The sequence below is a fragment of the candidate division WOR-3 bacterium genome (assembly GCA_039804025.1).
GTDB lineage: Bacteria > Hydrothermota > Hydrothermia > Hydrothermales > JAJRUZ01 > JBCNVI01.
Map to the genome: position 1 here is coordinate 1 of JBDRZP010000026.1, position 13,463 is coordinate 13,463.

The 13,463-nt window shown below is 32.0% G+C and carries 12 protein-coding genes; all 12 read right to left on the bottom strand.

Going from position 1 to position 13,463, the window contains the following annotated elements; all coding sequences use genetic code 11:
- Nucleotides 1-723 (bottom strand): GGDEF domain-containing protein (locus ABIN73_08605; protein ID MEO0269783.1); only part of this gene is annotated, 723 nt, incomplete at its 3' end.
- A gap of 1 nt (nucleotide 724) precedes the next feature.
- On the bottom strand, nucleotides 725-2,809 hold the full coding sequence (locus ABIN73_08610; GenBank protein ID MEO0269784.1) for a hypothetical protein: 2,085 nt from the start codon (nucleotides 2,807-2,809) through the stop codon (nucleotides 725-727).
- 6 nt (nucleotides 2,810-2,815) lie between these two features.
- The gene (locus tag ABIN73_08615; GenBank protein MEO0269785.1) at nucleotides 2,816-3,880 is read right to left on the bottom strand and encodes a type IV pilus twitching motility protein PilT; all 1,065 of its coding nucleotides are present in this window, start codon (nucleotides 3,878-3,880) and stop codon (nucleotides 2,816-2,818) included.
- Nucleotides 3,881-4,009: 129 nt separating this feature from the next.
- The gene (gene pilB / locus ABIN73_08620) at nucleotides 4,010-5,764 is read right to left on the bottom strand and encodes a type IV-A pilus assembly ATPase PilB (GenBank protein ID MEO0269786.1); all 1,755 of its coding nucleotides are present in this window, start codon (nucleotides 5,762-5,764) and stop codon (nucleotides 4,010-4,012) included.
- A 3-nt stretch (nucleotides 5,765-5,767) separates the two neighbouring features.
- A complete protein-coding gene (locus ABIN73_08625; protein MEO0269787.1) occupies nucleotides 5,768-7,615 on the bottom strand; it encodes an ATPase, T2SS/T4P/T4SS family in 1,848 nt (615 codons plus the stop codon).
- A 27-nt stretch (nucleotides 7,616-7,642) separates the two neighbouring features.
- Nucleotides 7,643-8,836: a nicotinamide-nucleotide amidohydrolase family protein gene (locus tag ABIN73_08630; GenBank protein ID MEO0269788.1), complete on the bottom strand. Its 1,194-nt coding sequence runs from the start codon at nucleotides 8,834-8,836 to the stop codon at nucleotides 7,643-7,645.
- On the bottom strand, nucleotides 8,833-9,426 hold the full coding sequence (locus ABIN73_08635) for an ADP-ribosylation factor-like protein (protein ID MEO0269789.1): 594 nt from the start codon (nucleotides 9,424-9,426) through the stop codon (nucleotides 8,833-8,835). The genes ABIN73_08630 and ABIN73_08635 overlap by 4 nt, the downstream gene beginning before the upstream one ends.
- A 9-nt stretch (nucleotides 9,427-9,435) precedes the next feature.
- Nucleotides 9,436-9,924 (bottom strand): roadblock/LC7 domain-containing protein, encoded by a 489-nt coding sequence (locus ABIN73_08640; GenBank protein ID MEO0269790.1) that lies wholly within the window; start codon nucleotides 9,922-9,924, stop codon nucleotides 9,436-9,438.
- Nucleotides 9,921-10,517, bottom strand: a complete 597-nt coding sequence (recR, locus tag ABIN73_08645; protein MEO0269791.1) for a recombination mediator RecR — start codon at nucleotides 10,515-10,517, stop codon at nucleotides 9,921-9,923. The genes ABIN73_08640 and recR overlap by 4 nt, the downstream gene beginning before the upstream one ends.
- On the bottom strand, nucleotides 10,510-12,528 hold the full coding sequence (ligA, locus tag ABIN73_08650; protein MEO0269792.1) for an NAD-dependent DNA ligase LigA: 2,019 nt from the start codon (nucleotides 12,526-12,528) through the stop codon (nucleotides 10,510-10,512). The genes recR and ligA overlap by 8 nt, the downstream gene beginning before the upstream one ends.
- Nucleotides 12,521-12,799, bottom strand: coding sequence for a hypothetical protein (locus ABIN73_08655; GenBank protein MEO0269793.1), 279 nt, complete (start codon nucleotides 12,797-12,799; stop codon nucleotides 12,521-12,523). Before ABIN73_08655 ends, ligA begins: the two co-directional genes overlap by 8 nt.
- On the bottom strand, nucleotides 12,796-13,446 hold the full coding sequence (deoC, locus tag ABIN73_08660; GenBank protein ID MEO0269794.1) for a deoxyribose-phosphate aldolase: 651 nt from the start codon (nucleotides 13,444-13,446) through the stop codon (nucleotides 12,796-12,798). Before deoC ends, ABIN73_08655 begins: the two co-directional genes overlap by 4 nt.
- Nucleotides 13,447-13,463: the final 17 nt, after the last annotated feature.

Sequence of the window (13,463 nt, forward strand, 5' to 3'; positions counted from 1 at the left end):
AATAGTATTAGCAATAACAAGACCCTCCTCAAGAGAAGTTTTTGGAAAAATAAAAGAAAATTCATCACCACCATATCTTGAAATTATTGCATAAGAATAGTCACTTGAAATGAAAAAATTCTTTAAAAATTCTCCTACCTTCTGCAAAACCCTTCCACCCACAAAATGACCGTGTAAATCGTTTATCTCCTTAAAATTATCAAGGTCCATAAAAATAACTGTAACTGGAAAATTACTTTTATCACTTAAAAGTTTTCTTAAAGAGACAAGGAAAAACTTTGAATTGCTTAAATCTGTAAGATCATCCTTGGTAACAAGATCCTCAATTTTTTCCTGAAAATCAATTAATTCATACAAAAGTGAAAGGAAATAAAAAAACAAAATTTCATCATCTTTCAAATCCTTTTCTCTTGTTCCTATAAAACCTATTGTTTTGTCGTAACTAAAAAAGGGAAAAATTATTGAATCTTTTAACTCTTCAAAAATTAAAGAAGAAATATAGGGAACTTCCTTAAAATGTATATCCCTGTATTCAATCTCTTCAGGCAGAAGACTTTTATCTAAATTCATACACTCAATCAGAACATATTTGTCTTTAATTTTTTTATAAAGAAAAAAACTTTTTTTATTAGAATTTAATATCTCTTTAAGTATCAATTTTGTTTTATTCTTATCCCACAAAAAATTCAAAATATAAGGGAAATTAAGGAGTAAAATTTTCAATTTACCTTCTTCCGCCATAAATTAGAATCCCTTTTTTATTTCCAATTACAAAAAAATCCTCTAAAAAATCAATTTCTTTGATTTCTTCCATCTTAAAAATTTTATCTTTATTTCCTTCTTCAAGATCAATATATCCCAGATTTCTTATTAAAAAATTTTTATTCTTTATTTTAAAAGTTTTTCCCTTTAAAAGTAAATCTTTTAAATCAATTTCTTTAATATCCTCCTCTACTTCAAGTATATTTGAATTAATAAGAATATTAGCTAAGGTCCCAACATCAAAAAGAATGCTTGAAAATTCGGGAAATCTTATCTCTGAGAGAATTGAAGCAAGGTTTGGAACTGGTCCCTGAATATCAAAATCACCATATGAATTAAAGGATAAATAAATATCCTTTTCCAGTTTACCGGAAAAAATTCCGATTCCGAGTCTAAATAGGCTCTTCAAGGGTTTATCTATACCGAGAGCATCGGGGAAAAATCCCCTGTATTCAGAATAATTTTTTCTTATAAATTCCTCTGATTTTTCAAGAAGTTCAAGGGCACATAAAAGAGCTCTTTCACCTGAATTTTCACCAGGTTTAATGAGAACCTGCTCTGAAACAGCCTTTTGGAATCTCATTCTATGTCCACTCAAAACACTTTCCTCAAAAATTTCCTTATATAATTTTCCTGAGTTTTCAGAAAAAAAGGCAATACCTCCATCACCTGTTTCCTTAACTGGAAATCCCCCATAAGAAATTATAGAGTTTTTTATTATTTCCTGAAATTTCTTTTTTAGTGATAGTTCTCTTTCAGCGTTAAAGAGAGTCAGAGACATAAATGTTGAACCCCTTATATCATATACTAAAACTGAAATTACATTTTTATATTTTTTTAAAAAATCTTTAAATTTTTTAGGTTCCTCAATTTTTACTTTTATCCTTTTTAAATTTTTAAGTTTTATAAAAGCTCCTTTTGGAATCAAAGAAAAATAAACAAAAGAATCACTTTTTTTAGCATCTTCATAAGGATTTTCAAGAGTTCTTATTAAAATTTTTTTCTCCATAAGTTTCAATTCAAAAATTTTTTGAAGAATTTCTTTTACAAAATGGACATTTTTAGAATAAAATTCTATTATATTAATATCTATTCCAAGAATTTTTCTTTCTAAAAATCTGTCAAAAAAGGGAGAAGATTCTCCTTTAAAAAATTTATACCCCTCAACAAATAGAAGTTTTAAATCTTTTTCAACATCCTTAAATTCAAGATTTAATTTTTCAAAAGCTTTAAAAAATTTTAAAATATAGAAAATATGATTCTCGGGAATTAAAGGCAAAGGATTTTCTTTTTTACTTAAATCTTTTAACCTATCCTTTAAAGTGATGGATGTAAATCTAAGAATTTTTGTAAATTCTCTGCTTAATTTATCTGAAAGTTCAAATATATTTTCTTTTTCAAGGTCATCTTTAATTTCCTTTATCTTTTCATCAAAAAATTTCAATAGTTCTCTCCTTGTTTCCAAAATTTTATCATCTTTTTCATTTTTATTAATTTCTGGTTCAAATAATTTAAAAACTCTCGGATTCCATTTTACAATTTTTTTACATATTTCTTTTTCTGTATTACTTAACCTATCTACAATTTCATATCTTTGCAATTCATAAATAATAAAGGTAATGAATATCGTAAAAAGACTAATTGAAAGTTCTTCCTTAGTTAATATTTCACTTAAGGAAGTTATATCAAGGAGTTCAAAACTTTGGCTTAATTCTAAAAATTCATCCCATTTTGTTCCAAATTTTCTCTTACCATTAAAAAGTTTTCTTGAAATTTTATAAAAAAGATATTCCAATAATTCTTTCCATATACCCTTTAATTCCTTTTTGTATTCATCATAAAACCTCTTCAAGGTATCATAATCTGTAGTTTTTTCTATATCAAAAATCAATAGAGGAGAATCAAATTCTCTTTTGAAATTGCTAATTAAACTTTTTAATTCATCTGATAAAACTTCATAAACAAAATCTTCAATATCATAAATAATCTTATAGGGTCTTAATAAAGATTCTGAGTAGAGTAATGATTCAAAAAGTCCTTTCTCCAAAAAACTTTATCTCATTGAAGGCAATTTTTCTTTTATCATCTGTTCAAGTTCTTCAGGGTTGGGCGAAAAAGATAGTGCTGTCTCTAATGTAATTTTTCTTTCCATATAAAGTTTAAATATAGACTGGTTCATTGTCTGCATTCCAAATTTCTGAGAAGCCTGAATTACTCCGTAAATCTGATGTAATTTATTATCCCTTATTAAAGCTCTAACTGCAGGTGTTGCCACAAGAACTTCACAGGCAAGAACTCTTCCACCTCCAATTTTTGGTAAAAGAGCCTGAGTAACAACACCGAGCAGAACAAAGGCAAGCTGAGCTCTTACCTGCTGTTGTTGATGTGGTGGAAAAACATCAATAATCCTGTTAACAGATTCAACAGCTGAATTAGTATGAAGTGTAGCTAGTGTTAAGTGTCCTGTTTCTGCAATAGTTAATGCAGCAGCTATTGTTTCATAATCTCTCATCTCTCCTATCATTACAACATCTGGATCCTGTCTTAAAGCATACTTTAAGGCAGCCTTAAAAGATTTCGTATCACTTTCAACCTGTCTCTGTGAGATCAAAGCTTTTTTATTAGCAAAGAGATATTCTATAGGGTCTTCAATCGTAATTATATGACATCTTCTTTCTGAATTAATTTTGTCTATTAGTGCTGCAAGGGTTGTTGATTTACCACAACCTGTTGGACCTGTTACAAGAATAAGTCCCTTTGGTCTTGTTGCAAGTTCTGGAATAACAGGTGGTATTCCAAGTTCCTCAAAACTTCTGATTCTGAAAGGTATAGTTCTTATAGCAATTGAAACTGTTCCTCTTTGCTTATATACATTCGCCCTGAATCTTGAAAGTCCTGAAATTCCAAAAGAAAAATCACATTCCCACTCTTCTTCAAATTTTTTCTTATGCTCATCTCTCATAACTGAATAGGCAAGAGCCTGTGCCTGCTCCGGTGTAACAGGAGGATAAGAGGAAGGAACAAGTACTCCATCAATTCTAAACATAGGGGGTGCACCAGCAGAAATATGAAGGTCGGTTGCCCCTCTCTGAACCATCTCCTGTAAAAGAGAAAGCATTTGAACTTTTGTTTTTTTTTCTTCAGCCTCCGGTATTACTTCAGGTTTTTTAATTTCAGTTCTTTTGGGTACATTTTCAGCCATTTTTTATTCCCTTCTTTAATAAAAATAAAGGATTTGAACCCATTTTTATTCTTCTCCTCCTGCTGTAACTCTCAAAACTTCTTCAAGAGTTGTTATACCCTTTAAAATTTTTCTTATTCCATCTTCCCTCAAAGTATGCATACCTTCTTCTCTTGCAACCTCCCTTATCTGGTCCGATGTCGCACGATTTAAAATCATCTCTCTTATTCTTGGTGATATTGTCATAACCTCGTATATACCTATCCTTCCCTTATAACCCGTATTATTGCAGACTTCACAACCTTCTCCTTTATAAAATTTCATATTTGGAATCTCTTTTTCTGGAATTCCAAGTTCTTTTATAAGTTCAGGATCATAAGTAACTTCCCTTTTACATTTCTGACAGATTCTCCTTACAAGTCTTTGAGCCTGAATTAATATCACAGATGAACTAATCAAATAAGGCTGAATACCCAAATCAACTAACCTGTCAATCGTTGTCGGAGCATCATTTGTATGTATTGTTGAAAAAACAAGATGACCTGTTAGTGCAGCTCTTATTGCTATTTCAGCTGTTTCTGAATCTCTTATCTCTCCCACAAGAATAACATCAGGAGATTGTCTTAAAAAAGCCCTTAAAGCATTTGCAAAATCAAGATCAACTTCCCTATTAACCTGAACCTGATTTATCCCTTCTATGTTATATTCAACAGGGTCCTCTATCGTTATAATTTGTCTATCAGGGGTATTAATGGTAGAAAGAGCTGAATATAGAGTTGTTGTTTTACCACTTCCTGTAGGACCTGTTACAAGTATTATTCCATAAGGTGAATGAATTGCTTTTAAAAATCTTTGAAGATCATCTTCCTCAAAACCAAGCACCTTTAGATCAAGACTAAGCCCTGATTTATCAAGAATCCTCATTACCACCTTTTCACCAAAAACCGTAGGAACAACTGAAACACGGAAATCAATCATTCTCTCATTACCATTATCATCCTTTAATTTTAATTGAATTCTCCCATCTTGTGGCTTTCTCCTTTCAGATATGTCAAGATTAGGACTGCACATAAGCTTTATCCTTGAAACAACTCCTGTTTTTAATCTCTGGGGGAGATCTGCATAAACCTGCAAAACTCCGTCTATTCTCAACCTAACTCTTAAAACCTTTTCAAAAGGTTCAATATGAATATCAGAGGCTCTTTTTGTAACAGCATCTTTTATTATTTTATTAACAATTTTCGTTATCTGGGTATCTTTACTTAACTTTAAAATCTCTTTTTCATCAAGATTTTCCTCATAATCCTCTACTTCCACATCTTCTAAATCAAGGCCTATGAGTTCCTCTTCTTTTTCTTTTTTCTTCAATTCTTCTATCTTTGCTATTTCCTTTTTATAACCCGAGAAAAACTTTTCAAGTGATCTTCTAAGAGCCGATTCTGCCGCAATAACTGGTTCTACATCCAGTCCTGTTATAAATTTAACATTCTCAAGAGCCTGAATATTTGAGGGATCAACCATAGCGAGAAATAGAATATTTGCTTTTCTTGCAAGGGGAAGAACCTCATACTGAAAACAGATATCAGGAGGCAAAAGTTTTAAAACTTCATCAGGAATTTTTATATCAGAAAGATCAATAGCAGGGACACCGAGCTGTTTTGCAAGAACCTCAACAAGCTGTTTTTCAGTAATATAACCAAGTTCCACAAGGGTTGAACCGAGCCTTTTACCAAGTTCTTTTTGTTTTTTTAATGCCTCTTCAAGTTGCTCCTTTGTTATAAGACCGTGTTTTATTAAAAGTTCTCCAATTTTTAGAGCCATAATTTATTCAATTTTTGTTTCTTTTAAAACTTCTTCCGGTGTTGTTATACCTCTCAAAATTTTCCTTATTCCTGCCTCTCTTAGTGTAATCATTCCTTCCTCCACTGCAGCTTTTTCAATTTCAAAGGTAGGAGCCTTTTTTAATATAAGTTCCCTTATCCTCCTGGTTATTGGCATTACTTCATAGAGTCCAGTTCTTCCTCTATATCCTGTTTTAAAACATTTTTCACAACCCTTTCCCCTGTAAAATTTAGCCCCTCTTAATCTATCTGGATTTTCAGGAGATAAATCTACTAAAACTAGCTCCTCTGGTTTATATTCCTCCTTGCAATTCTCACAAATTTTTCTGATAAGTCTCTGGGAAACTACAACTAAAAGAGTTGAGGCAATTAAGAAAGGTTCAATATTCATATTTACAAGACGGGTAACAGTTGCAGCAGCTGTGTTTGTATGAACAGTGGATAAAACAAGGTGACCTGTTAAAGATGCCCTTATAGCGATTTCTGCTGTTTCAAGATCACGAATTTCTCCTACCATTATTATATCAGGGTCCTGTCTTAAAAAAGCTTTTAAACCAGCAGCAAAAGTCATACCTACCTCTTCCTTTACCTGAACCTGATTTATACCATGAAGTGTAAACTCAACAGGATCTTCCACAGTGGAAATATTAACTTCTATTGAATTAAGCTCCTGAAGGGCAGAATAAAGGGTTGTTGTTTTTCCACTTCCAGTGGGTCCTGTAACAAGAATTATTCCATTGGGATTTTTAAGTGCTTTCCTGAAAATTTTTAAAGACTCTTCTTCAAATCCAAGAGCATCCAAATTTAATTCTATTGCAGATCTATCCAAAATTCTCATAGCAACTTTTTCTCCATAAACCGTTGGAACAGTGGCAACGCGAACATCAATCCTCTTGTCCCCTAACTTTAGCCTTATTCTTCCATCCTGTGGTCTTCTCTTTTCCTCAAGTTTCATTTTCGCCATTGCTTTTATTCTTGCCACAATAGGTCTTATTAATTTTACATCCCTCTTTAAAACCTCCTGAAGTACACCGTCAATCCTATATCTAACCCTTAAATCTTTTTCGTAGGGTTCAATATGTATATCAGAAGCTTTCCTTCTTATTCCTTCAAAAAGAATAGCATTTACAAGTTTAACAACAGGTGATGTTTCATCTTTTATGGCTGTAATATCTTCTGCTTCATCCTCTATTTTATCATGAGTCAAACTTTTATCATCATCAGAAGTTACAAGAATTTCTTCTATACTTAAATCAAGATCCTTGCCAGTTAAATTATCAATCGATTCTTCTATTGCTCCAGAACCTGTTCTCTTTTCAATACCGGATCCTCCACTAATTACCTCTATTCCCATATCTTCACTTTCAATCTTAACTATCTGATCCATCATATCCTCAACCTTATAATATTTTTTAATTGCATCTTTAATGTAATCTTCAAGGGTAATAAGAGGAACAATTTCAAGCTTTGTTAAAAACCTGACATCTTCAATTGCAAAATGATCATCTGGATTGGCCATTGCAAGAAATAACTTATTCCCTTTTTTGGCAAGTGGTATAATATCGTATCTTGCAACAACATGAGGTGGAATAAGTTTTATAACCTCTTCTGGAATGTTCTCAAAATGTTTAGCTTTTGCTACAGGTATATTTCCGTATTGCTCTGCTAAAACTTTTAAAATATCATCCTCTGAAGCATATCCTAACTCAAGTAAAATAGAACCAAGCCTTTTACCATTTTTTTTCTGCATCTCAAGAGCTTTCTTTAACTGTTCTTCATTTATAACTCCAGCATCTATAAGCATTTCACCGATTCTTTTTATTCTTTTCATTTTTCTTTATGCTTTATATATAAAATATTAAACTTTTAAAAGCAATTTTCTCAACTCATTCAATATAAAATGAGAACTCTGAAATTTAATTTCCACCCTTGTTCCTTTAAATAAATTTTTAAAAACTAAAGTCTCCTTTTCATAGGAAATTGAAAAATAAACTGTCCCCACTGGTTTTTCTTTTGTTCCCCCTGTAGGTCCTGCTATACCTGAAATAGAAAGTCCAAAATCTGAACCAAAAATTTCTCTTACATTCTTTGCCATATCCCTTACAACAGGTTCAGAAACAGCACCAAATTTTAAAAGATCTTCTTCTTTTACCTTCAAAATTTTTTTCTTTATTTCATTTGAATAAGCAACCACCCCCCCTATAAAATATTCTGAACTTCCAGGCACATCTGTAATCCTCGAAGCTAAAAGACCACCTGTACAACTTTCTGCTACACTCAAAGTTTTACCTTTTTCTTTTAATAATTTACCGACCACCTCTTCGAGCAACAAAGGACCTTCTGAAGAAATTTCCTCTTTAAATTCATCCTTAATAATTTCTTTAAATTTTAAAACTTCCTCTTTTATTCCTTTAATTCCAAGGACAACACCACCTGTATAGGGAAGGAAAAAAAGAAAATTTAAATCAAGTTTATCCTTTAATCTATCCTGAATCTCTATCTCTTTTTTAAAAGGTAAATCAAAATACAAAACCAAATAACTTTCATCAACTTCAAAATCTTTCAAAATTTTATTCAGAGTATACTCAAATTCATTTTTTGGACCTGGTAAAGCAAATATTTTTTTCCCATCTTTTTCTACAAGAAAAGCATGAGCTAAACCTACTTCATTTATATATAACTTAGCGCCTTGAGGAAAAAGACCATACTTTCTGTGTTCCTTTTCAGATAAACTTTCTTCCCTCTTTTTTAGTTCTCTAAAAATATCCTCATTAAAAACAAGGGGAATTTCTACAAATTCAGAAATACTTTCTCTTGTCAAGTCATCTACAGTTGGACCAAGACCACCTATTATAAAAACTATATCACTCTTTTTTAAACAAATAGAAAGAGCTTCTTTTATTTCCTCTTTTGAATCAGGAACAGTCAAATGAAAACTAATTTCTCTTCCTATTTCCCCAAGCTTTTTTGCAAGATAATAAAAATCTGAATCGACTCTAAAACCTCTTAAAATTTCGCTTCCTGTTGTAATACAGGAAATTTTAAAATTCACGCAGGGGTTTTACTTGATAAGTGCCTTATAACCATCTTCGCTATTTCTTTTAAAGTTTCAAAAACACCCTTTCCGATAGTTGCGACTGCTTCATAATAGGGAACACTATCTTTATTTAAATTCTTTTGAAGTTCTTCTATTGAAGCAGCATTTGGTAAATCTCTTTTGTTATACTGAATTACATAGGGTATATCCTCTAATTTTAACCCATAGGTCTCAAGATTCTCTATCATATTTTCAAAACTTTCAATATTTTCATCCATCCTTTCTATCTGAGAATCTGCCACAAAAACTATACCATCAACACCCTTTAAAATAAGCTTCCTTGAAGCATTATAAAAAACCTGTCCTGGAACTGTATATAGATGAAATCTTGTTTTAAATCCTCTAACATTTCCAAGATCTATAGGAAGAAAATCAAAAAACAAAGTTCTTTCCTGTTCTGTTGCAACAGAAACTAATTGCCCTTTAAGATCAGGGGAAAGCTTTTCATATATGTATTTTATATTTGTCGTCTTCCCGGAAAGCCCAGGTCCATAATACACTATTTTAACATTAATTTCTCTTGCAGCATAATTTATAAGAGCCATCTCTTTTCCTTAAGGTCCAAAAAGTTTATCAAGTTCTTCTTCTGCTTCTTTTATAAAACTTTTATCAAAAACTTCCTTTGTAGGTGCCACCTTAAGTTTCTCAAATAGTTCATCGAGAACTTTTTCCAGTTCTTCAGAAGCATGTTTGGTTCTAACTTTTACAAGTCCAAGTGTTGTCTTGGAATCAAAAAGAACGGCAAGAATAACTCTATTTGCTACAAGAGAAATAAATAGGGAGTTTTTTTCACCCTGATGGTAAAGGGAAGAAAAACTTTTTTCCCCTATCAGTTCTGCCAGCTGACTTGTTGCACCAAAATCAGCAGCTGAGAGAGTAGCAAAAGAAACTAAATCAAAACCACTTATATCACCTATAGAGGTAATTAATTGTCCTGCTTTATCAATAAGTAAAACAGCATTTGAATTTGAAGTTTCTTTTAATTTTTTCAAAATTGTCTCTACTTTCTTAAAGCTTTCCTCAATATATTTATATTCACTCATTTAAGTTCTATCACCTCCCTGTTTTTTAAAACTTCTCTTAAAGTATAATTATCAAGATAATCAAAGGTTATTCCAAGTGGAATTCCTGAACGAAATTTTGTCATTTTAAAATTATAACCTTTAAGTTTATCAATTAAAAAATAGATTGTGACTTCACCTTCAGGTAAAGGTGGAAAAGCAAAAATTATTTCCTCCACTTTTTTCTCCTTTAAAATTTTAAAAAGTGAATTTAATTTTAAATCCTCAGGATATATGTTTTCAAGAGGAGAAATAAGTCCACCGAGGACAAAATATCTACCATTAAACTCTCCTGTTTTTTCAAAGGTCCAGACTTCCTTAGGAGTTGGCACTATCATCAAAACATTTTCCCTTCTTTCATCTCTGCATATTTTACATGGGTCCTCTTCATCAAAATTATTACACATAGAGCATATTTTTATTTTCTCCTTCAACTCTTTAAATCTCTCTATGAAATAAGAAAGCCTCTCCTCAGGCTTATCAAGAAGATAAAAAACTATTCTCTCTGCAGATTTTTCTCCTATTCCCGGCAATTCATTAAAGGCCTCTATAAGCCTTTTTATAATTTCATTCATATGATTCCTTCAATTTTTCCAAAAATTGTTCCTCATTAAGTATAGGAATCTTATATTCAAGAGCTTTTCTGTATTTTGAACCTGGGTCTTCCCCAACAATTACAAAATCCGTGCTCCTTGAAACAGTATTTGAAACCCTTCCACCTTGTTCTTCCACAAGTTTTGACGCCTCTTCCCTTGTAAAATTCTTGAGTGCCCCGGTAAACACAACTGTTTTTCCACTAAAAAACCCCTTCTTTAATTTCTTTTCCTCAAAGGTTATCCCTGCATTAAGTAATTTATTTATAGTTTCAATATTTTTTTCATTTCTGAAAAAAGAAACAATTGATTCTGCCATTTCAGGTCCTATTTCAGGTATGCTTCTAAGTTCAATATATTTTGCATTTTTCAATCTTTCAATTGAACCAAATCTTCTTGCAAGAAGTTGCGCTCCCCTTTCACCAATCAAAGGTATTCCAAGAGCATAAATGAACCTCTCAAGAGTTGTTTTTTTACTCTTCTCGATCGCTTCCATTATATTCTTTACTGACTTATCAGCCATTCTCTCTAACCTAATCCAGTCACTGTATTTGAGATAATAAATATCGGCTATACTTTTAACCATTTTTCTATCAACCAGCTGATCTATGAGTTTTGTACCTATGCCTTCTATATCCATTGCTTTCTTACTTACAAAATGTTTAAGAGAACCTTTCAATCTTTCGGGACAATCAATTGAAATACATTTTAAATAGGCACCTTCCTTCATAACACTTCCCTTACAAACAGGACATTTATCAGGTGGCAATATTTCCCTTTCCTCCCCTGTCCTTCTCTCCTTCACAACTTTCACAACTTCAGGAATTACATCACCTGCTCTTCTCAAAAAAACATAATCCCCAATTCTAACATCCATTCTTTTTATTTCATCAAAATTATGAAGAGTTGCCCTCTGAACAACAACCCCCCCAACCGGTGTGGGATCAAAAACAGCAACTGGTGTTATTATTCCCGTTCTCCCCACCTGGAATATAACCTCCTTTATTTTTGTTGTAACTTCCTTTGCAGGAAACTTCCCGGCAATTGCCCACCTTGGTGACCTTATTGTAAAACCCAGTTCCTCCTGCATTCTTATAGAGTTTACCTTTACAACAATTCCATCAATCTCATAGGGTAAACTGTCTCTTTCTTCCTTCATTCTGTTATAGTAATCAATTACTTCCCTAATATTTTTACACTTCTTAATCAAGGGATTTACTGGGAGACCGAATTTTTTAAGAGCATTTAATACCTCCTCCTGTGTCTCAAACTTTATTCCTTCAAAATAACCTACTCCCCAGGCAAAAAATTTGAGTTTTCTCTGGGCTGTTATTTTTGGGTCAAGCTGTCTCAGTGACCCCGAAGCAGCATTCCTTGGATTTGCAAAAGTTTTTTCACCTTTTTTTAGATTTTCCTCATTTAACTTTTTAAAATCTTCTATGAGCATATAAACTTCACCCCTTACATCTATCCTGTCAGGAATTTTAAAATTTTCATTTTCAATTAAATATAGAGGAACTTCTTTTATTGTTTTTACATTCAAAGTCACATCCTCTCCAACTGAACCATCACCCCTTGTTCCAGAAGCTTTAAATACCCCCTTTTCATAAACAATTTCTAAGGAGAGCCCATCAATTTTTGGCTCTGCCATATATTCTATATCTTTATCCATAGGTAAGTGTAAAAACCTCTTTATCCTTTCATCAAATTCAAGTAGTTCCTCCTCATTTCTTGCATCTTGAAGGGAAAACATTGACTCTTTATGATTAAAAGGTTTGAATTCCTCCTGTGGCTTTTCACCTATACGTCTTGTTGGTGAATCAGGTGATTGAAACTCAGGGTATTTCTCTTCCAATTCTAAAAGTTCCCTGAATAATTTATCATATTCTTCATCAGAAATAACAGGATCATTTAAAACATAATACCTGTAATTATGATAGTTAATTTCTTTTCTTAATTCTAATATTCTTTTTTTAATTTCCTCCTTATTCATCCTTTCTTTCTTTTTGCAAAATACTCTTAAGGGTTTCAATTATTATCTCTGCTGATTCCTCTTCAGATTTTCCTTCAGTATCTATAATTTTTGTACCCCAGAATCCCTTGAAACTTTCCGGAATAGGACCTTTAACATAAAAAACCTTATAACCTGACCTATCTTCAAAATCTCTTATTCTTTTTCCAAGCCAGAAACAGGTCAAGGGTGAAAGGAGTGGCTCGGTAAAAAATCTTATTGTTGATTCCTTTTTTGTTATTACAATCTTCATTCTTTTCCCTCCTTTATAATATTAAAGGGATCTGATGTTCCGATTCTCTCAACACCCATTTCTATTAAAGTTTTTGCAAACCCATAAGTTCTTATTCCTCCTGATGCCTTTATCTTTACATCATTTTTTAAAGATTTTTTAATTATTCTTATATCAGAAAGTTTTACACCCCTTGAAAGAAAACCTGTCGAAGTTTTAACAAAATTTGCCCCTGATTCACAGACAATTTTTGTTGCAAGTGAAATTTCCTCTGGTGTTAAAAGACCACACTCTATAATAACTTTTATAGGTTTCCCTGAAGCAACCTTTACTACCTCTTCTATTTCCCTTCTCACATCTTCGTAATTCCCATCTTTGAACTTCTGTATATTCATTACCATATCGACCTCATCACAGCCTTTTTCAAAAAGCTTTTCTGTTTCCCCTTTTTTTATATCACTATTTCCATACCCAAAGGGAAAATCACAAACTGAGATTAACTTTAAATTGGTATTTTTTAAAATTTCCTTTGCCTGAATAACCCTTGTAGGAGGTACACAAATTCCAAACACTCCAATTTCTATAGATTTTTCAATAAATTCTTTGTATTCTTTCCATGTTTTTTCAGGTCTTAGAAGGGTTGCTTCAATATATTTTCTGATTTCCATAATATAATTATTATAAA